Annotated in this window: 24 protein-coding genes and 1 tRNA gene; 9 read left to right on the top strand and 16 right to left on the bottom strand. The window is 64.4% G+C overall.

What is annotated here, in order from left to right:
* Window positions 1-7: 7 nt before the first annotated feature.
* Complete coding sequence (locus tag BMY03_RS04140; protein WP_094010307.1) at window positions 8-2,410, top strand: DUF3772 domain-containing protein; 2,403 nt, start codon at window positions 8-10, stop codon at window positions 2,408-2,410.
* A gap of 182 nt (window positions 2,411-2,592) precedes the next feature.
* Here the strand turns inward: BMY03_RS04140 and BMY03_RS04135 are convergent, their stop codons facing one another.
* The 3 genes from BMY03_RS04135 to BMY03_RS04125 form a co-directional block, all read right to left on the bottom strand.
* Window positions 2,593-4,023 (bottom strand): aldehyde dehydrogenase family protein, encoded by a 1,431-nt coding sequence (locus BMY03_RS04135; RefSeq protein WP_094010306.1) that lies wholly within the window; start codon window positions 4,021-4,023, stop codon window positions 2,593-2,595.
* A 13-nt stretch (window positions 4,024-4,036) separates the two neighbouring features.
* Window positions 4,037-5,536 (bottom strand): purine-cytosine permease family protein, encoded by a 1,500-nt coding sequence (locus BMY03_RS04130; RefSeq protein WP_094010305.1) that lies wholly within the window; start codon window positions 5,534-5,536, stop codon window positions 4,037-4,039.
* A gap of 87 nt (window positions 5,537-5,623) precedes the next feature.
* Entirely contained in the window at window positions 5,624-6,013 is a 390-nt protein-coding gene (locus tag BMY03_RS04125) for a YybH family protein (protein WP_094010304.1), read from the bottom strand.
* Window positions 6,014-6,467: 454 nt separating this feature from the next.
* Here BMY03_RS04125 and BMY03_RS04120 point away from each other — a divergent pair, with 454 nt between their 5' ends.
* From BMY03_RS04120 to BMY03_RS04110, 3 genes are all read left to right on the top strand, one after another.
* Window positions 6,468-7,157 (top strand): hydrolase, encoded by a 690-nt coding sequence (locus BMY03_RS04120; RefSeq protein ID WP_094010303.1) that lies wholly within the window; start codon window positions 6,468-6,470, stop codon window positions 7,155-7,157.
* Window positions 7,158-7,193: 36 nt separating this feature from the next.
* Entirely contained in the window at window positions 7,194-7,814 is a 621-nt protein-coding gene (gene ycaC, locus BMY03_RS04115; RefSeq protein WP_023632674.1) for an isochorismate family cysteine hydrolase YcaC, read from the top strand.
* 114 nt (window positions 7,815-7,928) lie between these two features.
* Window positions 7,929-8,855, top strand: a complete 927-nt coding sequence (locus tag BMY03_RS04110; RefSeq protein ID WP_094010302.1) for a LysR substrate-binding domain-containing protein — start codon at window positions 7,929-7,931, stop codon at window positions 8,853-8,855.
* On the opposite strand, the gene BMY03_RS04105 is transcribed toward BMY03_RS04110, so the two are convergent.
* The 11 genes from BMY03_RS04105 to BMY03_RS26055 form a co-directional block, all read right to left on the bottom strand.
* Window positions 8,833-10,002 (bottom strand): MFS transporter, encoded by a 1,170-nt coding sequence (locus BMY03_RS04105; RefSeq protein WP_094010301.1) that lies wholly within the window; start codon window positions 10,000-10,002, stop codon window positions 8,833-8,835. The two genes, BMY03_RS04110 and BMY03_RS04105, sit on opposite strands and share 23 nt — an antisense overlap.
* 177 nt (window positions 10,003-10,179) lie before the next feature.
* A complete protein-coding gene (locus BMY03_RS04100) occupies window positions 10,180-10,476 on the bottom strand; it encodes a cupin domain-containing protein (RefSeq protein ID WP_023629553.1) in 297 nt (98 codons plus the stop codon).
* A gap of 202 nt (window positions 10,477-10,678) precedes the next feature.
* Window positions 10,679-11,779: a redox-regulated ATPase YchF gene (gene ychF, locus BMY03_RS04095; protein ID WP_023629554.1), complete on the bottom strand. Its 1,101-nt coding sequence runs from the start codon at window positions 11,777-11,779 to the stop codon at window positions 10,679-10,681.
* 23 nt (window positions 11,780-11,802) lie between these two features.
* The gene (gene pth / locus BMY03_RS04090; RefSeq protein ID WP_023629555.1) at window positions 11,803-12,387 is read right to left on the bottom strand and encodes an aminoacyl-tRNA hydrolase; all 585 of its coding nucleotides are present in this window, start codon (window positions 12,385-12,387) and stop codon (window positions 11,803-11,805) included.
* Between the two features lie 79 nt (window positions 12,388-12,466).
* Complete coding sequence (locus BMY03_RS04085) at window positions 12,467-13,063, bottom strand: 50S ribosomal protein L25/general stress protein Ctc (RefSeq protein ID WP_011532196.1); 597 nt, start codon at window positions 13,061-13,063, stop codon at window positions 12,467-12,469.
* A 118-nt stretch (window positions 13,064-13,181) separates the two neighbouring features.
* Window positions 13,182-14,123: a ribose-phosphate pyrophosphokinase gene (locus BMY03_RS04080; protein WP_016391678.1), complete on the bottom strand. Its 942-nt coding sequence runs from the start codon at window positions 14,121-14,123 to the stop codon at window positions 13,182-13,184.
* A 45-nt stretch (window positions 14,124-14,168) separates the two neighbouring features.
* Window positions 14,169-14,243, bottom strand: a tRNA-Gln gene (locus BMY03_RS04075).
* Window positions 14,244-14,263: 20 nt separating this feature from the next.
* Complete coding sequence (gene ispE, locus BMY03_RS04070) at window positions 14,264-15,124, bottom strand: 4-(cytidine 5'-diphospho)-2-C-methyl-D-erythritol kinase (RefSeq protein ID WP_094010300.1); 861 nt, start codon at window positions 15,122-15,124, stop codon at window positions 14,264-14,266.
* Between the two features lie 4 nt (window positions 15,125-15,128).
* A complete protein-coding gene (gene lolB / locus BMY03_RS04065) occupies window positions 15,129-15,746 on the bottom strand; it encodes a lipoprotein insertase outer membrane protein LolB (RefSeq protein ID WP_094010299.1) in 618 nt (205 codons plus the stop codon).
* A gap of 3 nt (window positions 15,747-15,749) precedes the next feature.
* Window positions 15,750-17,471 carry a tetratricopeptide repeat protein gene (locus BMY03_RS04060; RefSeq protein WP_023632113.1) on the bottom strand — a complete coding sequence of 574 codons (1,722 nt, stop codon included), beginning with the start codon at window positions 17,469-17,471 and terminating at the stop codon, window positions 15,750-15,752.
* Between the two features lie 505 nt (window positions 17,472-17,976).
* Entirely contained in the window at window positions 17,977-18,162 is a 186-nt protein-coding gene (locus tag BMY03_RS26055) for a hypothetical protein (RefSeq protein WP_143067516.1), read from the bottom strand.
* Between BMY03_RS26055 and hemA the strand changes: the two genes are divergently transcribed.
* Genes hemA through murI form a run of 5 tightly spaced genes read left to right on the top strand, consistent with a single transcriptional unit; the run spans window position 18,161 to window position 22,888 of the window.
* Entirely contained in the window at window positions 18,161-19,438 is a 1,278-nt protein-coding gene (hemA, locus tag BMY03_RS04050; RefSeq protein WP_038707349.1) for a glutamyl-tRNA reductase, read from the top strand. The genes BMY03_RS26055 and hemA overlap by 2 nt on opposite strands.
* On the top strand, window positions 19,435-20,517 hold the full coding sequence (gene prfA / locus BMY03_RS04045; protein WP_023632111.1) for a peptide chain release factor 1: 1,083 nt from the start codon (window positions 19,435-19,437) through the stop codon (window positions 20,515-20,517). The genes hemA and prfA overlap by 4 nt, the downstream gene beginning before the upstream one ends.
* A 1-nt stretch (window position 20,518) precedes the next feature.
* Window positions 20,519-21,349: a peptide chain release factor N(5)-glutamine methyltransferase gene (prmC, locus tag BMY03_RS04040; protein WP_038707350.1), complete on the top strand. Its 831-nt coding sequence runs from the start codon at window positions 20,519-20,521 to the stop codon at window positions 21,347-21,349.
* Window positions 21,343-22,098, top strand: coding sequence for a molybdopterin-synthase adenylyltransferase MoeB (locus tag BMY03_RS04035; protein ID WP_094010298.1), 756 nt, complete (start codon window positions 21,343-21,345; stop codon window positions 22,096-22,098). The genes prmC and BMY03_RS04035 overlap by 7 nt, the downstream gene beginning before the upstream one ends.
* On the top strand, window positions 22,091-22,888 hold the full coding sequence (gene murI, locus BMY03_RS04030; protein WP_094010297.1) for a glutamate racemase: 798 nt from the start codon (window positions 22,091-22,093) through the stop codon (window positions 22,886-22,888). The genes BMY03_RS04035 and murI overlap by 8 nt, the downstream gene beginning before the upstream one ends.
* 9 nt (window positions 22,889-22,897) lie before the next feature.
* Here the strand turns inward: murI and BMY03_RS04025 are convergent, their stop codons facing one another.
* On the bottom strand, window positions 22,898-23,578 hold the full coding sequence (locus BMY03_RS04025) for an SDR family NAD(P)-dependent oxidoreductase (RefSeq protein ID WP_094010296.1): 681 nt from the start codon (window positions 23,576-23,578) through the stop codon (window positions 22,898-22,900).
* Window positions 23,575-25,017, bottom strand: coding sequence for a deoxyribodipyrimidine photo-lyase (phrB, locus tag BMY03_RS04020; RefSeq protein ID WP_094010295.1), 1,443 nt, complete (start codon window positions 25,015-25,017; stop codon window positions 23,575-23,577). The genes BMY03_RS04025 and phrB overlap by 4 nt, the downstream gene beginning before the upstream one ends.
* Between the last annotated feature and the right edge of the window lie 15 nt (window positions 25,018-25,032).

Raw genomic sequence — 25,032 nt, 5'->3', positions numbered from 1 at the left:
ACATTCGATGAGGCGTGTCAGCCTTGACCGATTCTATGCGGGGATTTTCGCCCTGCTGTTGTGCCTGGCCGTCCCGGCCTGGGCTGCCCCGGCCACGCCGGCATCGCGCCTGGCCGTGGCCGAGCAGCAGGTGCTGGACGAGAACGCCAGCCTGGAAGAGTTGAGCGAACGCCTCGACCAGATCCGCCAGGGCGTCACCAGCAACGCCAACGATGACCTACTCGCGCAGTTGCGCCAGTCGGCCCTGCAGGTGCAGCGCCAGGCCGATGCGCTGGCCACCCAGCGCACCGCCGACGTGCAGCGCCTGGACGACCAGCTCAACGTGCTCGGCCCGCCCATGGCCGAAGAGGCCGAGAGCCTGACGCGGCAGCGCAAGCAGCTCACTGACGAAAAGAACAAGGTGGTCGCTGAGCAGAAAGACGCCACCACGTTGACCCAGTCGGCCCGTGACCTGTCCACGCAGATCGTCAACCTGCGCCGCAGCCTGTTCAACTCGCAGATCACCAGCCGCGCCGCCAGCCCGTTGAGCCCGGCGTTCTGGTCGAGCCTGATCCGCCCCACCGACGACGACGTGGCGCGCCTGCGCGACCTGCGCGACGAAGTCTCGGACGCCATGGCCAGCGCCCTCAGCGCCGAAAACCGCTGGTTGTTCATCACCGCGCTGGTGGCGGCGGTGCTGGTCTGGACCCTGGTACGGCGGCTGCTGGAGCGCCTGCTGGCCGATGCGATGATCCGCTGGCTACCCGAAGGCCGTCTGCGCCGCAGCGCCCTGGCCCTGAGCGTGAGCCTGGCCACTCTGGGCACCATCTCCGGCTCGGTGTCGCTGCTGCGTTGGGGCCTGGAGAGCAGCGCCGACCTGGGTACCGACGTCGCCAGCCTGACCAACCATATCCTGGCGCTGGTGATCTTCAGTGCCTTCATCTCCGGCCTGGGCCGCGCCATGCTGATGCTGCAGCGCCCGTCCTGGCGCCTGCCACCGATCCCTGACGAAGTGGCCAGCGCGCTGGGCTGGTTCCCCAAAGTCCTGGCCCTGGCACTGATGGTGCTGCTGACCCAGGAGCGCATCAACAGCGTGATCGGTGCCAGCCTGGCGCTGACGTTGGCCACCAACGGCGTGACCACGCTGGTGGTCTCGCTGCTGTTCGTCGTGGCCCTGCTGCGCTACCGTCGTGCCCGTCGTCAGCATGGCCTGGAGCGTCCCAAAGGCCTGGCCGGACTGATCCCGTTTGTAATCGTGGTGTGGGTGGTGGCGATCCTGCTGCCCCTGCTCGCCGGCTATCTGACACTTGCCTATTTCCTCACCGGCAAGCTGTTGTGGATCAGCGTGGTGGTGACCTGCGCCTACCTGCTGGTGACCGTGTTCGGCGACCTGTGCGAAACCCTGCTGTCGCCGCGTCAGCCTGGTGGCCTGGCGCTGGCCTCGGCGCTGGGCCTGCAGCAACGCCACCAGGCCCAGGCCAGCACGGTGCTGGCGGGAATCGGCCGCACACTGCTGCTGTTTGCCGCCGCGTTGCTGATATTCATGCCTTCGGGCACCAGCCCCGGCGAGCTGCTGCTGAGCCTGGCGGACTGGGACGGCACCGGTGGCAAGGTGCTGGGCAACCTGAACATCGTGCCCCAGGACATCTTCCTGGCCGTGGCGATCTTCCTCGGTGGCTGGTTCGCCATTCGCGTGGTCAAGCGCTGGCTGAGCGAACGCCTGCTTCCGGAAACCGACATGGACGCCGGCATGCGCGCCTCGCTGGTGACCCTGGTCGGCTACCTGGGCTTCCTGTTCCTGGCCATGCTGGTGATGTCCACCTTGCACATCAACCTGACCAGCCTGACATGGGTAGTCAGTGCGCTGTCGGTGGGTATCGGTTTCGGCCTGCAGCAGATCGTGCAGAACTTCATCTCCGGCCTGATCCTGCTCACCGAGCGCCCGGTGAAGGTGGGTGACTGGGTGAGCCTGGCGGGTGTCGAGGGTGATATTCGCCGGATCAACGTGCGCGCCACGGAAATCCAGATGTCTGACCGCTCGACGGTGATCGTGCCCAATTCGCAGTTCATCTCGCAGAACGTACGCAACGTGACCATGGCCAATGCCCTGGGGGTGGTGGGCATCACCCTGACGCTGCCGCTGGAGACCGACCCTGCGAAAGTGCGCGAGGTGTTGCTGGCGGCGTACAAGGAGCACGAGTCGATCCTCGACGCGCCGGCCACCTCGGTTACCTTCAAGGACCTGACCAGCAGTGGCATGGTCATCGGGGTAAGCGGCTATGTCGCTTCGCCTCGACAGGTATCGGGCACGCGCAGCGACCTGCTATTCACCATTCTCGGGCGCTTGCGCGAAGAGGGCATCGCCCTGTCGTCGCCGGCGAGCATGGTGCTGGTGCAGGAGAACGGGCGCCAGGCCGACGAACCGGCATAAGGCCAATCGCGGGGCCAGCCCGCTCCCACTGGTTGCACATGTCGGCGTGGGAGCGGGCTTGCCCCGCGATGGGGTTTGAATGCGATTGCGTGAAGGCTGGCAGGTGTTCGCCGATAGGCGTTGAAAAAACTCGCCGAACACCTGCCTGCCTCCCCGTTTTTTAAAAAGGGACGCCTAAAAAATCACCCCAAGCACCGCGTCACATGCTTCACCGACTGATACCCCGAAAGCCCCCAAGGCCCGAGCTCACGCCCGATCCCGCTACCCTTGGTCCCGCCCCACGAGGTTTCGACGAATACCGCCTGCACCGAGTTGATCCACACATGCCCCACCTCCAGCGCATCGGCCACGCGCTCGGCGCGTTCCAGGTCGGCGGAGCACACGGTGGCGACCAAGCCGAAGCGGCTGTCGTTGGCTTGGGCGATGGCCTCGGCCTCGCTGCCGAAGCGCCGCGCGCACAGCACCGGGCCGAAGATTTCTTCGCCCCACAGGCGACTGCTTACCGGTACATCCACATACAACGTCGGGCTGACGAACCAGCCGTCGCGGTCCAGCGCGGTGCCGCCGGCCAGGCACTTCAGGCCCTCTTCGCGGGCGGTGGCGAAATAGCCGGCGACCTTGAGCCACTGCGCTTGGCTGGTCAGCGGCCCCATGTCCACTTCTTCAGTGAGCGGGTTGCCCACGCGCAACGCCACCAGCGCCGCCTGCAAGCGCGGCAGCAGGGCATCGGCGATGCCCTCCTGCACCAGCAGGCGCGAGGTGGCCGAGCACATCTGCCCGGCGTTCCAGGTAATACCGGCGACGATCCACTCCACCGCCTGGTCGACATCGCAATCGTCGAACACCACGATGGCCGACTTGCCGCCCAGCTCCAGCGTTATCGGCCGGCACTGGGCCGCGGCGGCGCGCATCACTTGGCTGCCGACGCCGTTGCTGCCGGTGAACGATAGCTTGTCCAGGCCGTTGTGGCCGCTCAGCGCAGCGCCGGTCTCGGCCTTGCCGCCCACGATGTTCAGCACGCCGGCCGGCAGGCCCAGCACCTCGGCGATCTGGCCGTAGGCCTGCTCGATCAACGGGGTGATTTCGGAGGGCTTGAGCACCACGGTGCAGCCGGCCGCGAGGGCCGGGGCGAGCTTCCAGGCGCTGGTCACCAGCGGGAAGTTCCACGGCACGATAAGACCGACCACGCCCACCGGCTCAAGGCGAGTGCGGGCGGTGAAGCCCGGCGCGGCCAGGGGCACGTCACGGTTTTTCGCCGGTAACTGCTCGGCCAGGTCTGCGTAGTAGGCGAAGGTTGCACTGGCGTCGTCGAGGTCGATCTCGGCCTCATGGCGAGGCTTGCCGTTGTTGCGCATCTGCAACGCGATCAGTTCGTCGCGGCGCTGGCCCAGCTGTTCGGCGAAACCGCGTAGGTAGGTGGCACGCTCGGTGGCGCTGACCGTCTTCCAAGGCGCCAGGGCACGGCGCGCGGCGGCCACGGCCTGGTCGACCTGGGCGCTGCTGGCGGCCATCAGTTCGGCGAACGGCTGGCCGTCGGACGGGTTGTGGACAACGATGCAGTCGCTGCCCTGGCCTTCGACCCAGCGGCCGTCGATGTAGTGAGGTGTGGTCATGGTCGGATTCCAGTCAGGCCATTTCGGCAGTGGTCACAGGCTTTACCGGCGTGCTTTTGCAGCGCACCCAGCGCGGGCCACGGGGGCCATACACGCCAGCAGGTTCAGGGAACAGGTTGAGCAGGATCAGGTACAGCACGGCGGCGATGCCGAGGGTCGCCGGCAGGCTCAGGTCGATGCCGCCGGCGAGCTCGCCCAGCGGGCCGACGAACTGTCCGGGCAGGTTCACGAAGCACAGGCCAACCACCGCGCTGGGGATCCACGCGCCCATGCCGCGCCAGTTCCAGCCGTGCTCGAACCAGTAGTGGCCGCCTTGCTGGCCACGGGTGAACACTTGCAGGTCGTCGGCGTGGTAGAAGCCGCGGCGGGTGATCAGGCCGAGGATCATGATCACCATCCAGGGGCTTGTGCAGGTGATGATCAGCACGGCGAAGGTCGACACGCTCTGCACCAGGTTGAAGGTGAAGCGGCCGACGAAGATGAAGCCGATGGCCAGCACGCCGATCAGCAATGTGGCGGCGGCGCGGCTGAGCAGGCGCGGGAACACGCTGGACATGTCCAGGCCGGTGCCGTACAGCGCCGTGGTGCCGGTGGACATGCCGCCGATCACCGCGATCAGGCACACCGGCAGGAAGAACCAGCCCGGCGAAATTGCCAGCAGGCCGCCGACGTAGTTGTTGGCGGCGATGTAGTCTGGTGCCTGGCTGGCCACCAGGGTGGCGGTGCACAGGCCGAACAGGAACGGGATCAGCGTGGCGGCCTGGGCGAGAATCACCGCCAGCATGATGCGCGACTTGGGCGTTTGGCGCGGGATATAGCGCGACCAGTCGCCGAGGAAGGCGCCGAACGACACCGGGTTGCTCATGGCCAGGATCGCCGCGCCGACGAACGCCGCCCAGAAGCCGGCCTGGCCGAGGTAGACGCTGCCGGCGTAGCCCGCATCGAAGGGCCCGGCAAAAGCGAAGATGCCCAGCAGGAACAGCAGGCTCGAGGCCCACACCGCGATCTTGTTGACCCACAGCATGAAGCGGAAGCCGAAGATGCACACCACCAGCACCAGTATCGCGAACAGGCCGTAGGCCAGGCCCAGGGTCAGGTCGGTTTCCGGCAGGCCGACCAGGCGCTTGGCGCCGCCGACCAGGGCATCGCCGGAGCTCCATACCGACAGCGAGAAGAACGCGACGGCGGTCAGCAGTGACAGGAACGAGCCGACGATACGCCCGTGCACACCGAAGTGCGCGCCGGACGACACCGCGTTGTTGGTGCCGTTGAGCGCGCCGAACAGGCCCATCGGCGCGAGGATCAGCGCGCCCACGCCGACGCCGAGCAGGATCGCCCAGACCCCGGCCTGGAACGAGAGCCCGAACAGCACCGGGAAGCTGCCCAGCACGGCGGTGGCGAAGGTGTTGGCACCGCCGAAGATCAGGCGGAACAGGTCCAGCGGGGCGGCGTCGCGTTGATCGTCGGGGATCTGTTCGACGCCATTGGTCTCGATACCGGTCGAGTGGCTCATGGTGATGCTCCAGCGCGAATGTTGTCGGCCGTCGGGCGGCCTTGTTGTGGGTGCGATGGCAGTGCGGCAGGGCCGCTTGAAAGAGGATCAGGCCGGCGAGACGACCGACAGGTGCTCGTGACAGGCCAGCCAGCGGTCGCCGTGCAGGCGGAAGACGATGGTCTCGCGTTCATTCAGGTCGAGGGTCTCGCCGGCGACGTTCAGGCGTGTGGTCACGTCGTGCATGAAGATCGCCACCTCGCCCTGCAGGCTCACCTGGGCATTGCTTGACTCGCAGCCGAGCACAGCGAAACCGTCCGCCTGCCAGCTGGCCCAGAGTTCTTCATAGGCACGGCGCGACAGCAGCGGTTGCGGCACGGTGTGGAAGAGGAAGGTGGCGTCTTCGCTGAAGCAGGCGAAGTAGCGGGCGGTGTCGTTGTTGGCGAAGGCGGCGACGAGGTCGGCGGCGGCCTGCCGTACCTGGAGTGTCTGGTCCACGGGAGTGGCCTCACGGTTTATTGTGATTGTTGGTGAAGCGATTCTGGTGGGGGCCGGCGGGTGGAAGAATCGCTGTGGTCAAATAATCAGTTCAGGAAATCGTGAACCAATGGACTGACCGACCAAGTAACCGACCAAGTTATCGACCGAGTAGCGCTGCTGAAAATTACCGATCCATCGGATCGGTGATTGGGGCAGGCGTTTCATCATCGTTCCCCCAGCGCAACTCTGAGGGTTCACCCATGGGCCTACCGGCCCGCAACTCTCCTCTCTACCGTTAGGCCTGTCGCCCGCCTGGCCACAGGCCGCACGGGCATATTCCACGGCCCGCCGACTGACGGTCGCTTCGTTCAGCCTGCGTTGCCTACTCTCATAGTCCCCACTGTGGATGTGTGGGGCGCGGCCCGACCGCAGCGGCCAGGATGGCCAGTTCTCACACCAAGAGGAGAGAACGATGAGCAATTTCTCGCAAGCCGCCAACTTCGAAGGCCAGGTGCCATGCATCGACCCCGACAACGTCGCGATGCTGCTGATCGACCACCAGAGCGGCCTGTTCCAGACGGTCAAGGACATGCCCATGACCGAGCTGCGGGCCAATGCCATCACCCTGGCCAAGGTCGCCAGCCTGGCGAAGATCCCGGTCATCACCACCGCCTCGGTACCCCAGGGCCCCAACGGCCCGTTGATCCCGGAAATCCACGAGGCTGCGCCACACGCGCAATACGTGGCCCGCAAAGGTGAGATCAACGCCTGGGACAACCCCGAGTTCGTCGCTGCGGTGAAGGCCACCGGGCGCAAGCAACTGATCATCGCCGGCACCATCACCAGCGTGTGCATGGCCTTTCCCAGCATCAGCGCGGTGGCCGCCGGCTACCAGGTGTTCGCTGTCATCGACGCGTCAGGCACCTACTCCAAGATGGCCCAGGAAGTGACCTTGGCGCGGGTGGTCCAGGCCGGCGTGGTGCCAATGGACACCGCCGCCGTCTGCTCCGAGGTGCAGCGCACCTGGAACCGTCCGGATGCCGCGCAGTGGGCCGAGGCCTACAGCGCTGTATTCCCGCACTATCAACTGCTGATCGAGAGCTACGCCAAGGCCCAGGCCGTCGTCACCGGCCATGAGCAACTGGACTCGCAACGCAACTGAACCTGGCTGTTTCCCATCCAAGCAAGGAGATCCACCATGGCATTCCAATACAAGCGTCTGGACAAGAACAACGCCGCGGTACTGCTGGTCGATCATCAGACCGGGCTGCTGTCGCTGGTGCGCGACATCGACCCGGACCGGTTCAAGAACAACGTGCTGGCGCTGGCCGACCTGGCCAAGTACTTCAAGCTGCCGACCATCCTCACCACCAGCTTCGAGACCGGCCCCAACGGCCCGCTGGTGCCCGAGCTCAAGGAGCAGTTCCCCGAGGCGCCCTACGTCGCCCGCCCCGGCAACATCAACGCCTGGGACAACGAGGACTTCGTCAAGGCGGTGAAGGCCACCGGCAAGAAGCAGCTGATCATCGCCGGCGTGGTCACCGAGGTGTGCGTGGCCTTCCCGGCGCTGTCGGCGCTGGAGGAGGGCTTCGAGGTGTTCGTGGTCACCGACGCTTCCGGCACCTTCAATGAATTGACCCGCGACTCGGCTTGGCGCCGCATGGAAGCCGCCGGTGCCCAGCTGATGACCTGGTTCGGCGTGGCCTGCGAGCTGCACCGTGACTGGCGCAACGACATCGAAGGGTTGGGCACGCTGTTCTCCAACCACATCCCCGACTACCGCAACCTGATGACCAGCTACAGCAAGCTGGCCAAGTGACCGCCAACCCGGGCCCCGTTGCCGGGGCCCGGGCCTGGTGACGCCCACGGCCCCTGTGACGATCCCTGTAGAATGGCGGATGATGCAGCGGTGAGCCGTGGACGAGTGTTGCCGATGTTCGACCTGAACGACCTTTATCTCTATGCCAAGGTGGTGGAGCACGGCGGCTTCGCGCCCGCCGGGCGCATCCTTGGCCTGCCCAAGTCACGCCTCAGCCGGCGCGTGGCCAAGCTCGAGGAGCGCCTGGGCGTGCGCCTGATCCAGCGCTCCACGCGGCAGTTCCAGGTTACCGAGGTGGGCCTGGAGTATTACCGCCATTGCCTGGGCATGCTCGAGCAGGCCGTCGCCGCCGAGGATGCCGTCGAGCGCAACCGCGCCGAGCCCCGTGGCATCGTGCGCCTGGCCAGCAGCACCGCGCTGCTCGACTCGCGTCTGGCGCCGATGCTGGCGCGCTTCATGGCGCAATGCCCGGTGGTCGAGTTGTTGGTCAAGAGCTACAACCGCCGGGTGGATGTGATCGGCGAGGGCTTTGACCTGGTGCTGAGCGTGCAGCACCAGCCACTGGAAAGCAGCGAGCTGGTGATGCGTCGCCTGGCCCCGAGCCGTCAGTGCCTGGTGGTTGCGCCGGGCCTGCTGGCCGAACACGGGCGGCCCGTGTCACCGGAAGGGCTCCAGGTCCTGCCGAGCCTGAACTGGGGCGCCAATGTGCAGGACGCCACCTGGATGCTGATCGGGCCTGCGGGCGCCGAGGCTGCCGTGCGCCATCGCCCTCGTGTGGTGTCGGACGACCTCACGGTACTGCGCGAGGCCGCCCTGGCCGGTGTGGGCGCGGTGCTGTTGCCCGAGGAGGCGGTGCGTGCCGACCTGGCTGACGGGCGGCTGGTGCATGTCCTCGACGATTGGGCTCCACGGGAAGGGGAGGTGGTGGCGCTGTTCCCTTCCCGGCGCGGGTTGATGCCCGCGGTGCGCAAGCTGATCGACTACCTGGCCGACGCCTTCGAGCAGGAGCAGCAGACCGCTACGCCGGTTCGCGCTTGCTGAAAACTGGCTCGGCAGGAGGGCGGGCCGACCAGAATGCCAGGCCCGCCGCCAAGGCGGTCAGCGCGGCGCCGGCCCAGGGGGTGGCCGCCAGCGTCGCCCCGGTGATCACCACGCCGCCGATGGCCGAACCCAGCCCGACACCGAGGTGCATGGCCGACATGTTCAGGCTCATGCCAGCCGGGAAGGTATCCGGGCCACGGGTCACCAGGTAGCTCTGCACCACCGGTGAGGTGGTCCAGCTCAGCCCACCCCAGAGCATCATGGTCGCCAGGAACCACCATGGCGTGCCCACGCTCAAGGGCAGTACCAGCAAGCTGGCGAGATAGAGCAGCGGCGCCAGCGCGATGGAGCGGCCTGCGCCGAGTCGGTCCGCCATCCAGCCGCCGACATAGCCGCCCGAAACACCGGCGATGCCGAAGGCGGCGAACACTGCCGCCAGCCATTGCAGCGGAATGTCGGCGACCTGGTGGGCATAGGGGGCCAGGTAGGCGAAGACCGTGAAGTGCCCGGCAATCATCAGCAACGACACGCCCTGGGCTGCCATCAGGTGGCTGTCGCGCAGATGGCGGACATAGCTGCGCAGGGCGATGCGTTCGCTGCTCTGCAGCTGCGGCAACCCTTGCCAGGCCATCAGCAGTACCGCCATTGCCAGCACGCTCAGCCCGGTGAAGACGCCACGCCAGCCCAGCACGTCGCACAGCAGCATCCCAGCCGGCACCCCCAGCACCAGTGAGCTGCAGATGCCCATGAAGATCACCCCGATGGCGCGGCCACGCTGGGCCTCGGGCACCATGCGCGTGGCCATCAGAGTGCAGGTCAGGCAGGTCAGGGCGCTGGTCGCGGCCATGCCTATGCGCGCCACCAGCAACGCGGTATAGCCAGGCGCCAGGGCTGCTGCAAGGTTGCACAGGGCAAAGATCGCCAGGGTGGCGCACAGCAGGCGGCGCAAGGGCAGGCGTGTGGTCAGCAGGGGAGAGAAGGGCGCGGCGAGGGCGAAGCTCAGGGAGAACACCGTGGTCAGCTGCCCGGCAATACCGAGCGGGACTTGCAGGCCATCGGCCAGGGCCGGCAGGATGCCGACCGTGATGTTTTCTGCCATGCCCGTGACGAACGTCGCCAGGGCCAGCAGCCAGATACGCGGGCTCATTGTGTTGCCTCCGATAAACAGGCCGGCCAAGGTCCGGACCCATTTGTCCCGACGGTTGACCGGCAAGGGTCAGGTCCATCGGGTTTCGAGGCAGTGCTTCGGTTATCCCGGTTCAAGCAGGGGGAGTGTAGGGCCGCTGGGGTACACGCGCAACCTGGGCAGGCGCGCGCTTGTTCATCACTTCAGCTCGGTTTCGATGAACACCACTTCGTGATCGCTGGCATTGACCACGTTGTGCTCCACACCGGCCTTGCGAAAGTAGCTCTGGCCCGCCTCCAGAGGGGCGAGCTTCTCGCCTTCCGGGGTCTCCAGCAACAACGTGCCATCGGTCATCGGCACCACCACGTAGTCATGGCCGTGCAGGTGCCGGCCAGTCTCGGCACCTGGGGCGAAGCGCCATTCGGTGACGATCACTTCTTCGGTGTTCACCTGAACGGTGGGTACGGCTTTGGGACGTTGGGTTGTTTGCGTCATGGAAGCATGCCTGTTCACGGAAAGGCGACTAGCCTGGACCGGTGCCGAGCGACGTTAAATGCAACTCTGCTGGCAATCAGTTACGCAACTGCTCAACTTTTCCCGGCACAAATGCATCGCGGGGCAAGCCTGCTCCCACGCGTCCAGTACAGATTACGTGGGGAGCGGGCTTGCCCCGCGATGGGAGGGCGCCGGGCTGTGCTTAGACGTTGAAGCGGAAGTGCATCACGTCGCCGTCCTTGACGATGTAGTCCTTGCCTTCAAGGCGCCATTTGCCGGCTTCTTTTGCACCGCTCTCACCCTTGAACTGGATGAAGTCGTCATAGGCCACCACTTCGGCGCGGATGAAGCCTTTTTCGAAGTCGGTGTGGATAACGCCGGCCGCCTGTGGCGCGGTGGCGCCCACGCGCACGGTCCAGGCACGCACTTCCTGCACGCCGGCAGTGAAGTAGGTCTGCAGGTTGAGCAGCTCGTAGCCGGCGCGGATCACGCGGTTCAGGCCAGGCTCTTCCAGGCCCAGGGCCTCGAGGAACATGTCCTTCTCCTCACCGTCGTCGAGCTCGGCGATCTCGGCTTCGATCTTGTTGCACACCGGTACCACCACCGCGCCTTCTTCCTCGGCGATGGCCTTGACCACGTCCAGGTGCGGGTTGTTGTCGAAGCCATCTTCGGCAACGTTGGCGATGTACATCACCGGCTTGCTGGTCAGCAGGTGGAAACCGCGGATGACGGCTTTTTCGTCGTCAGCCATGTTCTTCATCAGGCTGCGTGCTGGCTTGCCTTCGGTGAAGTGCGGGATCAGTTTTTCCAGGATGGCCTTCTGTGCCAGGGCATCCTTGTCGCCGCCCTTGGCGTTGCGGGCGACCTTCTGTAGTTGCTTCTCGCAGCTGTCGAGGTCGGCGAAGATCAGTTCGAGGTCGATGATCTCGATGTCGCGCTTGGGGTCGACGCTGTTGGAAACGTGGATCACGTTCTCGTCTTCGAAGCAGCGCACCACGTGGGCGATGGCGTCGGTTTCGCGGATGTTGGCGAGGAACTTGTTGCCCAGGCCTTCACCTTTCGAGGCGCCAGCGACCAGGCCGGCGATGTCGACGAACTCCATGGTGGTCGGCAGGATGCGGTTCGGCTTGACGATCTCGGCCAGCGCGGCCAGGCGTGCGTCGGGCATCGGCACGATGCCGCTGTTCGGCTCGATGGTGCAGAAGGGGAAGTTCTCCGCCGCGATGCCGGACTTGGTCAGGGCGTTGAACAGGGTGGACTTGCCGACGTTGGGCAGGCCGACGATGCCGCAATTGAAACCCATGGGTATTCCCCTATCTAAAAGTGTCAGGCCTTCTGGCTGTGCAGTTCGCGCATCGCCTTGGCGAAGTCGCCGGCAAGCACGTCGGGCATCACGCCGAGGGCAAAATCGATGCTGGCGTCGAGCTTCTCCTGCTCGGCGCGCGGCGCGCGGCCCAGGACGAAGTTGGAGACCAGTTTGGCGTCACCCGGGTGGCCGATGCCAAGCCGCAGGCGGTGGAAGTCGTTCTGGTTGCCGAGCTGCGCGATGATGTCGCGCAGGCCGTTGTGCCCACCATGGCCGCCGCCTCTCTTGAGCTTGGCGACGCCGGGGGGCAGGTCGAGTTCGTCGTGCGCCACCAGGATAGCTTCCGGCTTGATGCGGAAGAAATTCGCCAGAGCCGCCACGGACTGGCCGCTGCGGTTCATGTAGGTGGTGGGGATCAGCAAACGAACATCGTTGCCTTGATGGCTGAACTTAGCCGTCAGGCCGAAATACTTTTTGTCAGCGGACAGCGAGACGCGCTGGGCGCTGGCGAGGCGTTCAACGAAAAGAGCCCCTGCGTTATGCCGGGTCTGTTCGTATTCGGGGCCGGGGTTACCCAGGCCGACGATCAACTGGATGGCGGTCACGTCAGGGGCTCTTCCTTGGAGTTGGTGGGTTACGGTGCGCGCGGCACTGTAACCCGATCAACGCCGGCGTGCGAGTGGATTACTCGGCAGCGCCTTCAGCAGCTTCAGCGGCAACGCGCGGGGCGTGGACGTTGGCAACAGCTTTGTCATCACCGTGGGCCAGAGCGACGAACTCTACGCCTTTCGGAGCTTTCAGGTCCGACAGGTGGATGATGGTGCCGACTTCGGCCTTGGACAGGTCGACTTCGATGAACTCAGGCAGGTCTTTGGCTTCGCAGGAAACTTCGATCTCGGAAACGACGTGGGAGATCTCGCCGCCTTTCTTGATCGGGGCTTCTTCGCCGACGAAGTGAACCGGAACCTTGGCGGTCAGCTTCTGGCCAGCAACGACGCGAACGAAGTCGGCGTGCATGATGAAGCCTTTGGCCGGGTGACGCTGCATGGCCTTGACCACGACGTTCTGCTTGGCGCCATCGACGTTCAGTTCGATAACGTGGCTGAAGGCAGCTTCGTTTTCGAACAGCTTGGCGATTTCCTTGGCCACGATGGTCAGGGACTGGGCTTCTTTATCGCCACCGTAGACAACGGCAGGGATGTTGGCGGAGTGACGCAGGCGGCGGCTCGCACCTTTCCCCAGGTCAGTACGCGCTTGGGCGTTCAGGATGAAATCAGTCATTTTGCTTCTCCAAAATAGCCCCCCGAGGGCGTTTGCGACCAGCGCCAACGGGGATGGCAAAAAAGCCCCGCCCCAACGAAAGCTGGGGCGGGGCGCTTCATATCAACACGTGTTCCGCTTAGCGGAACATCGCGCTGATCGATTCTTCGTTGCTGATGCGGCGTACCGCTTCAGCGACAACCGGTGCGATATCCAGCTGGCGGATACGGTCACAGGCTTGAGCCGCGGCGGACAGCGGAACGGTGTTGGTCACCACCAGCTCGTCCAGTACCGACTTCTCGATGTTCTCGATCGCGCGGCCCGACAGGACAGGGTGCGTGCAGTAGGCGTAAACCTTGGCAGCACCGTGTTCTTTCAGGGCCTTGGCCGCGTGGCACAGGGTGCCAGCGGTGTCGACCATGTCGTCTACCAGGATGCAGGTGCGTCCTTCGACGTCGCCGATGATGTGCATAACCTCGGAGTGGTTAGCCTTTTCGCGGCGCTTGTCGATGATCCCGAGATCGACGCCCAGGGACTTGGCGACGGCGCGAGCACGCACCACGCCACCGATGTCTGGGGAAACGATCATCAGGTTCTCGAAACGCTGGTCTTCGATGTCGTCGACCAGTACGGGCGAGCCGTAGATGTTGTCGACGGGGATATCGAAGAAACCCTGGATTTGGTCAGCGTGCAGGTCGACGGTGAGTACACGGTCGATACCTACGACAGTGAGCATGTCAGCGACGACTTTGGCGCTGATGGCTACACGTGCCGAACGCGGACGGCGGTCCTGGCGGGCGTATCCGAAGTAAGGAATCACGGCGGTGATTCGCGACGCTGAGGAGCGGCGGAAGGCGTCGGCCATCACTACCAGTTCCATCAGATTGTCGTTGGTTGGGGCACAGGTGGGCTGAATGATGAAGACGTCTTTACCGCGGACATTTTCGTTGATTTCAGCACTGATTTCGCCGTCGGAGAACTTACCGACAGAAACATCACCCAGTGGAATATGCAGCTGACGTACGACACGCCGAGCCAGATCGGGGTTAGCATTCCCCGTGAAGACCATCATCTTGGACACGCGCAGTACCTGAAGGCTGAGGGTAACCTGGATGAGTATAAGAAATGGCAGGGGCGGCTGGATTCGAACCAACGCATGGCAGGATCAAAACCTGCTGCCTTACCGCTTGGCGACGCCCCTGTATCTGTTGCTGCGAATTCTTATGAACTCGACTTCTTGATCAGACTTTGCAGCTTGCGATGCAACATCGAAACATTGCTTCCTTTCGCCACAAACCCTGTTTGGGTCTCTGAAAGAAGGGCCAGAACTTTATCAGCTTCGGCTTTGCTTGGGAAGGCCCCAAACACACAGCTTCCAGTGCCGGTCATTCGAGCTTCGGTAAATTTACCCAGTGAAATCAACGCATTGCGAACTTCAGGGTAACCTTGCTCTACCACCGGTTGGCAGTCATTTCGACTGTTTCCCTCGGGAACGGGGCGCATCTTAAGGGGGAGGGAATCACGTGTCAACTCTGGATGCGAAAAAATTTCCGCTGTGCTGACAGACACTTGCGGTACCAGTACGACATACCAGGGTTCGGCGGGGTCGACCGGGGTAAGTTGCTCGCCGACACCCTGGGCAAAGGCAGCATGGCCACGGACGAACACCGGCACATCGGCGCCGAGCGAAAGGCCCAGGGTCGCCAGGCGGTCTTCGTCCCAGTCCAGTTGCCACAAGTGCGCAAGTGCCAGCAGGGTGGTCGCCGCGTCAGAGCTGCCGCCTCCGATACCGCCTCCCATGGGCAGTACCTTGTTTAGCCAGATGTCGGCGCCGAGCTGGGTACCGGACTGGGTCTGCAGCATCCGCGCCGCGCGAACGATCAGGTTGCTGTCGTGGGGCACGCCGTCAATTTCCGTGCGCAGGCAGATCTGGCCATCTTCGCGCAGGGCGAAGCTCAGTTCGTCGCCATGCTCGAGAAACTGGAACACGGTTTCCAGCTCGTGATAACCATCGGCGCGGCGCCCGGTGATGTGCAGCCACAGGTTGAGCTTGGCCGGCGCAGGCAGTGTCAGCTTTTGCATCGAATCAGTGCCCCAGCTGGCGTGGCTGCCAGTCCTTGACCACCAGGGTTACGTCGATGTTCTCGCCGTGCAGCTTCAGGCGCTCGGGCAGCCAGTAGCCGTTCTGCTCCACATAGCTCAGGTATTCAACCTTCCAGCCGTCCTGGGCGAGGCTGGCCAGGCGGCTGTCGCCGTCGAGGGTCAGCTGGCTCTTGCTGTCCGGGGCGGGCAGGCCGCGCACCCACCAGACCAGGTGCGACACAGGCAGGCGCCAGCCCAGTTGCTCTTCCAGCAGGGCCTCGGGGTTGGCCGCCTCGTAGCGGCCCTGGTTGGCGACTTCCAGCACCACGCCGCCGGGGCGCCCGGTCAGGCGTGCCGCGCCGCGGCCCAGGGGACCGGCCAGGCGGATGTCGTAGTAGTCCTGGCGTTGCAGCCAGAACAGCGTGCCGCTGCCCGAATCACGCGGGGCGCGGATGCCGACCTTGCCGTTGATCTGCCAGCCGTCGAGGCTGCCCAGCTGCTGCTTGTGCTCGCGCCACAGCTGCGGGTTGCCCTGGCCCTGTACGGCTTCCTTGCTGCCGAAGCCAGCGCAGCCGGCGAGCAGGGCGATGAGGGTGAAGGTGATGCAATGACGCAGAAGCATGGTTTACAGGCTCTCGGATCCGGTCAGGCGCAACAGGGTCTTGCGCAGGATGGGGCTGTCGGCCTGGGCTTCGAAGCCCTTGGCCCAGACTTGGCGGGCTTCGCGGCGCTTGCCGTTGGCCCAGAGGACTTCGCCCAGGTGGGCGGCGACTTCATGATCGGGGAAGCGTTCGAAGGCCAGGCGCAGCTGGCGCTCGGCTTCCTCGAGGTTGCCCGTGCGATAGGCGATCCAGCCCAGGCTGTCGAGCACGGCCGGGTCGTCCGGGGTGAGCTGGTGGGCTTTGTCTATCAGCGCCTTGGCTTCGCCGTAGCGGGTGGTGCGGTCGGCCAGGGTGTAGCCCAGGGCGTTGAGGGCCATGGCGTTTTCCGGCTCGCGGGCGATGATGGTGCGCAGGTCTTTTTCCATCTGTGCCAGGTCGTTGCGCTTCTCTGCGAGCATGGCGCGGGTATAGAGCAGGTTGAGGTCATCCGGGTAACGTTTGATCGCCTGCTCCAGCACTTGAGATGCCTGGGCCTCCTTGCCGTTGTTACCCAGGCTTTCTGCTTCGATCAGGTACAGTTGGATAGCGTAGTCCGGCTGTGCCTCACGGGCTTCGCCGAGCAGCTTCGAGGCTTCGGCGCTACGTCCGTTGGCAATGAGGATATCGGCCTGTCGCAGTTGCGCCGGCAGGTAGTCTGGGCCGGGCCCGACCAGGGCGTACTCGCGCAGGGCGGCGGCGGGTTGGCTGCGTTCTTCGCGGATGCGGCCGAGGTTGAGGTGGGCGGCGTCGACATTGGCGTCCCGTTCGACAAGCTCCTGCAGGTAGCCTTCGGCTTCGTCCCAGTGCTTGGTTTCCAGGCATACCAGGGCAAGCGAGTAGCGGATCTCATCATCTTCCGGATACTGCTGCAGCAGGCTCTCGAATTCGGCCTTGGCGTCGTTGATGCGGTCCTGCTCGACCAAGGTGCGCGCGTAGGTCAGGCGCAGACGCTTGTCTTCAGGGTTGTCGCGAATCGCCCTACGCAGCAGTGGCAGGGCCTCGGGGCCGCGGTCCAGGGCTTGCAACAGGCGGGCGCGCAGCAACATCGGTGCAATCTCGCCATTCTGCGGTGGGTGGGTCTCGAGCAGGTCGAGGGCCTGTTGTGGCTTGTCGTCTTGGTTGAGAAGCAGGGCCTTGCCGAATACCAGCTGACCGTTGTCGGGGTATTTCACCAACAGGCGGTCGAAGCTTTGCATCAAACCGTCGCGGGTGTGCTGGTCGGTTTCGGCGGCCGACAGGGCGAGGAAGTCGAAGTGGGTGTCGCCCTGGCCTTGCAGCACCTTTTCCATATAGGTCATGGAGTCGTCGTAGCGTCCGGCACGGGCTAGCTGGATGGCGGCGGCGCGCTGGGCGTCGAGATTCTGCGGGTCGTTGCGGGCCCAGATCAGCGCGGTGTCCAGGGCCGGTTCGTCGGCGCCCAGGTACTCGGCGATACGATAGGCGCGTTCGGAGACGGCCGGGTCCTGGGTCTTCTCGGCCTGGTCGACGTAGTTGGCCAGGGCGATGTCGAAGCGGTTGCGCTGGCCGGCCAGCTCCGCCACCAGCAGGCTGTACAGGGTGTCCTGCTTGAACGATCCGTACACCACGGGCTTTTCCGCGCTCTTGCCGGCGTCGGCGGCGGGCGTCTGGACGTCCGTCTTCGGGGCCAGGCTCTGGCAGCCTTGAAGCAGGGCGAGGGCAAGCAGCAATGCGTAGGATTTGTTCATAGAGGCTTATAAAGAGGCTAAACCGGCGGTCGGAGCATGATGACACAAGCGCGATGGCAAACCCACCTGCGAAGGTCGTGGTGTGAAGCGGTGCTTCGGAGTATAGGGACAATGAGCCGGAGCGGTGGTTCGCAACCACTCCACGGCATCCTGCCCTTGCCCCTTGCCCCTTGCCCCTTGCCCTTGTTTTTGCTTTTGCTTCTAAGCGCGCGGTAGTTTAGGCAATGCCAATTGCGACTTCAGGAGGCCGAACGCAGGTCTTGCGGAGGGAGGTGACGGGCATGGATGCCCGTCAAGCGCTGCGCCCCAGGATGGGGCGTTCAGCGCGGTCCTCCCGGGAGCAAGGCCGGAGTGAGGGGACCCCGGAGCGAAGCGTAGGGGCCGGATGAATGGAGCCGGGCGGCTTTGGTTACTGGCCGTCCAAAGTAACCCGCCGTAAGGGTGGAAAGGTGACTGTGAGTCGCCGCAGCGAATGAATGCGCATACAGCTTTCAATACACACGCTCTAAAAAGCCAAAGCCAAAGCCAAAGCCAAAGCCAAAGCCAAAGCCAAAGCCAAAGCCAAAGGCAGATAGAGGTGGCAGGACAGCCGATAGCCTGGCCGCATTAGCACAATAGCGAACGGTGGTTGTTCTAAAACCTGCGAAGTAGGACAATTATCGGCTTCACGTCCCAACCAGCGATCTTGCATGGCCTTTCTTGCCCTTGGTATCAACCATAAGACTGCCTCGGTAGACGTACGCGAGCGCGTGGCGTTTACGCCCGAGCAGCTGGTCGATGCCCTGCAGCAGCTGTGCCGACTGACCGCCAGCCGCGAAGCGGCGATCCTGTCGACCTGCAACCGTAGCGAACTCTATATAGAACAGGACCACCTTGCCGCCGATGCCGTGCTGCAATGGCTGGCCGACTATCACCAGCTGAGCCTCGACGAGCTGCGCGCCAGTGCCTATGTCCACGAGGAGCACGACGCGGTCCGGCATATGATGCGCGTGGCCTCCGGCCTCGATTCGCTGGTGCTCGGTGAGCCGCAGATCCTCGGCCAGATGAAGTCGGCCTACGCCGTGGCGCGCGAGGCCGGCACCGTCGGCCCGTTGCTTGGGCGCCTGTTCCAGGCCACCTTCAGCGCCGCCAAGCAGGTGCGCACCGATACCGCCATCGGCGAGAACCCGGTGTCGGTGGCGTTTGCCGCAGTGAGCCTGGCCAAACAGATCTTCTCCGACCTGGGCCGCAGCCAGGCGCTGCTGATTGGCGCCGGCGAGACCATCACCCTGGTCGCCCGCCATCTGCACGAGCAGGGCGTGCGCCGTATCGTCGTGGCCAACCGTACCCTGGAGCGCGCCAGTATCCTCGCCGAGCAGTTCGGTGCCCATGCGGTGCTGCTGGCGGACATCCCGCAGGAGCTGGCCAATAGCGACATCGTCATCAGTTCCACCGCCAGCCAATTGCCGATCCTGGGCAAGGGCGCGGTGGAGAGTGCGCTGAAACAGCGCCGGCACAAGCCGATCTTCATGGTCGACATCGCCGTGCCGCGAGACATCGAGCCGCAGGTCGGCGAGCTGGACGACGTCTACCTCTATACCGTCGATGACCTGCATGAAGTGGTCGCGGAAAACCTCAAAAGTCGTCAGGGCGCCGCCCAGGCCGCCGAGGAGCTGGTCTCGGCCGGCGCGGATGATTTCATGGTGCGCCTGCGTGAGCTGGCGGCGGTGGACGTGCTCAAGGCCTATCGCCAACAGAGCGAGCGCCTACGCGACGAGGAACTGCAAAAGGCCCAGCGCCTGCTGGCCAACGGCGGCAACCCCGAGGACGTGCTCATGCAACTGGCCCGGGGTCTGACCAACAAGCTATTGCATGCACCCAGCGTACAACTGAAAAAGCTCTCCGCCGAAGGCCGCCTCGATGCGCTGGCCATGGCCCAGGAACTCTTCGCCCTCGACGAGGGCTCGACGGACAAATCCCCGCAATGAAAGCGTCGCTGCTGAACAAACTGGACACGCTCCAGGACCGCTTCGAGGAACTCACCGCGCTGCTCGGTGATGCCGAAGTCATTTCCGACCAGACGCGCTTTCGCGCCTATTCCCGTGAATATGCCGAAGTGGAACCGGTCATCGGGGCCTATAAAGAATGGCGCAAGGTCCAGGACGACCTTGAAGGCGCCCAGGCGCTGCTCAAGGACGCCGATCCCGATCTGCGCGAGATGGCGGTGGAGGAAGTGCGTGAAGCCAAGGAGCTGTTGGTGGGCCTGGAGTCGCAGCTGCAGCGCATGCTGCTGCCCAAGGACCCCAACGACGGGCGCAACGTGTTCCTGGAAATCCGTGCCGGCACCGGTGGCGACGAGGCGGCGATCTTCTCCGGCGACCTGTTCCGCATGTACTCGCGCTATGCCGAGAAGCGCGGCTGGCGCCTGGAGATCCTCTCCGAGAACGAAGGCGAGCACGGTGGCTACAAGGAAATCATCGCCCGGGTCGAAGGGGATAGCGTCTACGGCAAGCTGAAGTTCGAGTCCGGCGCGCACCGTGTGCAGCGTGTGCCGGAAACCGAGTCGCAAGGCCGTATCCATACCTCCGCCTGCACCGTGGCGGTGTTGCCCGAGCCCGACGAGCAGGTGGCGATCGAGATCAACCCGGCCGACCTGCGCGTGGACACCTACCGCGCATCCGGTGCCGGCGGCCAGCACGTCAACAAGACCGATTCGGCGATCCGTATCACCCACTTGCCCACCGGCATTGTGGTCGAGTGCCAGGAAGAACGTTCGCAGCACAAGAACCGTGCCCGCGCCATGTCCTGGCTGTCGGCCAAGCTCAACGACATGCAGACCAGCGCCGCGCAGAACGCCATCGCCAGCGAGCGCAAGCTGCTGGTCGGCTCGGGCGATCGCTCCGAGCGCATCCGCACCTACAATTACCCACAGGGACGGGTTACCGACCATCGCATCAACCTCACCCTTTATTCGCTCGACGATATTCTCGCCGGCGGTGTGGACGCGGTGATCGAACCGTTGCTGGCCGAATACCAGGCCGATCAGCTGGCTGCCCTGGGGGACTGAAATGACCATCATCGCCAGCTTGTTGCGCAACGCACAGTTGCCGGACTCACCGACCGAACGGCTGGACGCCGAGTTGCTCCTGGCTGCGGCCCTGGGCAAGTCGCGCAGCTACCTGCACACCTGGCCCGAGCGCATCGTCAGCAGCGAGGCGGCAGCCGCCTTCGCCGGCTACCTCGAGCGCCGTCGCGCCGGTGAACCGGTGGCCTATATCCTCGGCCAGCAGGGGTTCTGGAAGTTGGACCTGGAAGTGGCACCGCACACGCTGATCCCGCGTCCGGACACCGAGCTGCTGGTGGAGACCGCCCTGGAGCTGGTTTCGCCCAAGCCCGCCCGGGTGCTCGACCTGGGCACCGGTACTGGGGCCATCGCCCTGGCCCTGGCCAGCGAGTGTCCTGGTTGGCAGGTGATGGCGGTGGACCGTATCGACGAGGCCGTGGCCCTGGCCGAGCGCAACCGCCAGCGCCTGGGTCTGGGCAATGTCCAGGTGCTTGTCAGCCACTGGTTCGACGCCCTCGCCGGTGAGCGCTTTGACCTGATCCTCAGCAACCCGCCCTATATCCGCGCCGCCGATCCGCATCTGGTGGCCGGTGACGTGCGTTTCGAGCCCAGTAGCGCACTGGTGGCCGGTGAAGACGGATTGGACGATCTGCGCGTGATCGTGGCCCAGGCGCCAGGGCACCTATTGCCTGGTGGCTGGCTGCTGCTCGAGCATGGGTATGATCAATCCGCCGCGGTACGTGCATTGCTGGTGAGCGGCGGCTTCACCGAGGTGGTCAGCCGGGTCGACCTGGGTGGCCATGAACGCATCAGCCTGGGACGTCTGCCATGTTGAGCGACCAGGAGCTTTTGCGCTACAGCCGGCAGATCTTGTTGTCGCAGGTGGATATCGACGGTCAGTTGCGTCTGAAACACAGCAAGGCCCTGGTCATCGGCCTGGGCGGGCTAGGCTCGCCGGTGGCGCTGTACCTCGCGGCGGCGGGTGTCGGTGAGCTACATCTGGCCGACTTCGACACCGTCGACTTGACCAACCTGCAGCGACAGGTGATCCACGACAGCGACAGCGTCGGCATGAGCAAGGTCGATTCGGCGATCAGGAGGTTGCAGGCGATCAACCCGCAAGTCAGCCTGGTTACCCATCGCCAGGCGCTGGACGAGGATTCGCTGGCCGTCGCCGTGGCGGCGGTGGACGTGGTGCTGGACTGCTCCGACAACTTCGGCACCCGCGAGGCGGTCAACGCCGCCTGCGTCGCCGCTGGCAAACCGCTGGTCAGCGGCGCGGCGATCCGCCTCGAGGGCCAGTTGTCGGTGTTCGACACCCGTCGCGACACCAGTCCTTGCTACCACTGCCTGTATGGTCATGGCAGCGAGGCCGAACTGACTTGCAGCGAGGCCGGGGTGATTGGCCCTTTGGTAGGTTTGGTCGGCAGCCTGCAGGCGCTGGAGGCCTTGAAGTTGCTGGCAGGGTTTGGCGAGCCATTGGTGGGGCGCCTGTTGCTGATTGATGCATTGAGTACGCGCATGCGCGAGCTGCGGGTCAAGCGCGACCCAGCCTGCGCCGTGTGCGCCAGCCGTCATGGCTGAGCGTTTGGCGCCTATTGGCGTGATGGACTCCGGTGTTGGCGGCTTGTCGGTACTAGCCGAAATCCAGCGCCTGCTGCCCAGCGAGTCGTTGCTGTATGTCGCCGACAGCGGCCATGTGCCGTATGGCGAAAAATCCCCGGACTACATCCGTCGGCGCCTGCGTCACATTGCCGAATTCTTCCGCGAGCAAGGCGCCAAAGCCATGGTGTTGGCATGCAACACCGCCACAGTGGCGGCAGTGGCCGACCTGCGTGAGCTGTACCCGGACTGGCCGTTGGTGGGGATGGAGCCGGCGGTCAAGCCGGCGGCGGCAGCGACCCGTTCCGGCGTTGTCGGTGTGCTGGCAACCACCGGCACCCTGCAGAGTGCCAAGTTCGCCGCTTTGCTTGATCGCTTCGCCAATGACGTGCAAGTGATTACCCAGCCGTGCCCGGGTTTGGTCGAGCGCATCGAGGCGGGTGACCTGGTCAGCGAGCAGTTGCGCCAATTGTTGTCGGGCTACGTGAAACCTTTGCTGGCGGCTGGATGCGATACGCTGATCCTGGGCTGCACCCACTATCCGTTTTTGCGGCCCATGCTGGCGGAAATGGTGCCGGCGGATGTGGCGATCATTGACACCGGTGCTGCCGTGGCGCGACAACTGCAGCGCTTGCTGGGCGCTCGTGAACTCCTCAGCGACGGACCGGCGCAGGCGACGGCGTTCTGGAGCAGTAGCGAGCCAGGCAGCTTGGAGCAGGTGCTGCCGCTGCTGTGGAACCAGCCCGGCAGCGTGCAGCGCTTCGTGCCTTGAATCACGCTGTCAGCTGTTCTCTGGCAGTGGCCACAGTTCGCTGGGCTTGAGCACTTCCAGCACCAGCTGGGGTTGGCGCTGCTCCAGGCGCGACAGCAACTCTTGCGCAGCACTTTGCGCCGACCAGGGTTCAGGTACAGCCTGTGCCGAGGTCACAGGGCTTTTCAGCAACTGCGGCGCCACGACGGTCAGATCGATACCCAGCGTTTGCAAGGTGGCGCGCTGCTCATTCAACCAGGTCGGCAGGCTGTTGCCGCCAGTGAGCGGCTGGTTCGGCTCGAACAGTTGCAGGGCCGAATAGCGGCTGAGGATGGCCATGACCTGAGGCTTCTTGCCTTTGGCCAGCAAGGGCAGCGCCGCGGCCAGGCACTGGTGAGTAGCTTGCAGGTTGCTGCTGGCGATCTGCTCGAATAGATCTTTATCCGCCAGACTGTCTGGCAGGTAATCGCAGGTCCCAGCATTGATGATCAATGCATCCAGCGCATCCGATTGGGCTCGAAGCTGATGGCTGGCGTCCTGCAAGGGGCCGGAAAGGCGCAACAAGCGTGTGCCGTAACCTTGGCCCAGGGTATGGAGTTCCTGGCTATCCTTGCCACTGGCGGTCACCGTGTGTCCCTGTGCGAGCAACTCTTCCACCAAGGCCAGGCCGAGTCCGTGGCCGGCTCCTGTAATCCAGAATCGACGTGTCATGGTTTATGCCCCTGATCCTGCCAGCTGGACAAGCTTTTGAAAGCTTCCAATGCGCGTTGGCGACTACTTTCGAGATCGACTATCGGGTTGGCGTAAAGATTTGTAGCAAATAGATCGGCAGATATCACTGGGTAGTGAATCGATTTGTCGTCCCTGGCTTGCAGTTCGGGCAGCCAGCGACGAATGAACGCGCCATTGGGGTCGAAGCGTTGTGACTGAGTAACAGGGTTGAATATCCGGAAATACGGCACGGCGTCGGTGCCGGTCGATGCGCTCCATTGCCACCCGCCGTTATTGGCGGCTAAGTCGCCGTCTATCAGATGCCGCATGAAATGCCGTTCGCCATGCCGCCAGTCGATCAACAGGTTCTTGCTGAGGAACATCGCGACAATCATGCGTAAGCGGTTGTGCATCCAACCGGTGTCCAGTAACTGGCGCATGGCAGCATCGACGATAGGAAAGCCCGTGCGGCCCTCCTTCCAGGCTTGCAGATCGGCGGGCGCATCGCGCCAAGCCAATCCCTCGGTGTGGAGGCGAAAGGCGCGATGCCGCGAGACGCGGGGGTAACCCACCAGTGTGTGCTTGTAGAACTCACGCCACAGCAGCTCGTTGACCCATGTCTGAGCGCCCGCGCTGCCGCTGTCGAACTCGCCTCGGTTGCTCGCCAGGACCGCGTGCAGGCACTGGCGTGGCGAGATCACGCCCGCAGCGAGATAGGGCGAAAGCTGGCTGGTTCCGGCCTTGGCGGGCAGGTCGCGCAATTGCGCGTAGTCTTCGACGATTTCGTCGATGAAGCGCTGCAACCGCTGGCGAGCTTCCTTCTCACCCGCAGGCCAGCAATCGCGCAAGGTTTGGGTAGGACTCTCGAAGCCTTCAATGTGCTCGGGAATGGCGTCACTACGGATCCCCAAGGCCTCTTGACGCTGTACCGTTGGGGCTAGGGGCGGCAGGGCACGGTGCAGGTGTTCGAGGCAGACCCGTTTGAACTGGCTGAATACCTGGAAATACTGCCCACTACGGGTCAGCACAGTTCCGGGCTGGAACAACAACTGGTCGAGATGGCCGGTGGCCTCGACCCCTGCTCGCTGCAATGACTCACGCGTGGCCTCGTCGCGTTGCGCCTCGTTGATACCGTACTCGTCATTCCAGTGCACGGCTTCGATGCCGTGCTGGCGGCAGACTTCGAGCACGCATCGAGGCGTATCCGCCCAAGTGGAGACCTGGCGAACCAGCAGTGGAATGTTCAGCGCCTCCAGCGACTGGCGCAGCAGCCGCAGGTTGCGCAGCCAAAAGTCGACCTTGCAGGGCGCGTCGTCATGGGCCAGCCATTGCCCGGGGCTGGCGATCCAGAGGGCCATGGTCGGGCCGCGCTGGCAGGCTGCCGCCAGGGCGGTGTTGTCGTCGATACGCAGGTCACTGCGTAGCCAGATCAGTTGCATGGAGAACGGGTCCAC

The organism is Pseudomonas soli (genome assembly GCF_900110655.1).
Taxonomy (GTDB): domain Bacteria; phylum Pseudomonadota; class Gammaproteobacteria; order Pseudomonadales; family Pseudomonadaceae; genus Aquipseudomonas; species Aquipseudomonas soli.
This window is presented reverse-complemented; position numbering and strand designations above follow the sequence as displayed.

What these genes read in the sequence shown, in the direction of transcription:
- BMY03_RS04110 (WP_094010302.1), top strand. Translation starts at nt 7,929, where the DNA reads ATGTTCGACCTGAACGACCTTTATCTCTATGCCAAGGTGGTGGAGCAC.
- hemA (WP_038707349.1), top strand. Translation starts at nt 18,161, where the DNA reads ATGGCCTTTCTTGCCCTTGGTATCAACCATAAGACTGCCTCGGTAGAC.
- BMY03_RS04035 (WP_094010298.1), top strand. Translation starts at nt 21,343, where the DNA reads ATGTTGAGCGACCAGGAGCTTTTGCGCTACAGCCGGCAGATCTTGTTG.
- murI (WP_094010297.1), top strand. Translation starts at nt 22,091, where the DNA reads ATGGCTGAGCGTTTGGCGCCTATTGGCGTGATGGACTCCGGTGTTGGC.
- ycaC (WP_023632674.1), top strand. Translation starts at nt 7,194, where the DNA reads ATGGCATTCCAATACAAGCGTCTGGACAAGAACAACGCCGCGGTACTG.
- BMY03_RS04100 (WP_023629553.1), bottom strand. Translation starts at nt 10,476, where the DNA reads ATGACGCAAACAACCCAACGTCCCAAAGCCGTACCCACCGTTCAGGTG.
- prfA (WP_023632111.1), top strand. Translation starts at nt 19,435, where the DNA reads ATGAAAGCGTCGCTGCTGAACAAACTGGACACGCTCCAGGACCGCTTC.
- lolB (WP_094010299.1), bottom strand. Translation starts at nt 15,746, where the DNA reads ATGCTTCTGCGTCATTGCATCACCTTCACCCTCATCGCCCTGCTCGCC.
- ispE (WP_094010300.1), bottom strand. Translation starts at nt 15,124, where the DNA reads ATGCAAAAGCTGACACTGCCTGCGCCGGCCAAGCTCAACCTGTGGCTG.
- prmC (WP_038707350.1), top strand. Translation starts at nt 20,519, where the DNA reads ATGACCATCATCGCCAGCTTGTTGCGCAACGCACAGTTGCCGGACTCA.
- BMY03_RS04130 (WP_094010305.1), bottom strand. Translation starts at nt 5,536, where the DNA reads ATGAGCCACTCGACCGGTATCGAGACCAATGGCGTCGAACAGATCCCC.
- BMY03_RS04140 (WP_094010307.1), top strand. Translation starts at nt 8, where the DNA reads ATGAGGCGTGTCAGCCTTGACCGATTCTATGCGGGGATTTTCGCCCTG.
- BMY03_RS04025 (WP_094010296.1), bottom strand. Translation starts at nt 23,578, where the DNA reads ATGACACGTCGATTCTGGATTACAGGAGCCGGCCACGGACTCGGCCTG.
- BMY03_RS04120 (WP_094010303.1), top strand. Translation starts at nt 6,468, where the DNA reads ATGAGCAATTTCTCGCAAGCCGCCAACTTCGAAGGCCAGGTGCCATGC.
- BMY03_RS04105 (WP_094010301.1), bottom strand. Translation starts at nt 10,002, where the DNA reads ATGAGCCCGCGTATCTGGCTGCTGGCCCTGGCGACGTTCGTCACGGGC.
- ychF (WP_023629554.1), bottom strand. Translation starts at nt 11,779, where the DNA reads ATGGGTTTCAATTGCGGCATCGTCGGCCTGCCCAACGTCGGCAAGTCC.
- BMY03_RS04060 (WP_023632113.1), bottom strand. Translation starts at nt 17,471, where the DNA reads ATGAACAAATCCTACGCATTGCTGCTTGCCCTCGCCCTGCTTCAAGGC.
- BMY03_RS26055 (WP_143067516.1), bottom strand. Translation starts at nt 18,162, where the DNA reads ATGCAAGATCGCTGGTTGGGACGTGAAGCCGATAATTGTCCTACTTCG.
- BMY03_RS04135 (WP_094010306.1), bottom strand. Translation starts at nt 4,023, where the DNA reads ATGACCACACCTCACTACATCGACGGCCGCTGGGTCGAAGGCCAGGGC.
- phrB (WP_094010295.1), bottom strand. Translation starts at nt 25,017, where the DNA reads ATGCAACTGATCTGGCTACGCAGTGACCTGCGTATCGACGACAACACC.
- BMY03_RS04085 (WP_011532196.1), bottom strand. Translation starts at nt 13,063, where the DNA reads ATGACTGATTTCATCCTGAACGCCCAAGCGCGTACTGACCTGGGGAAA.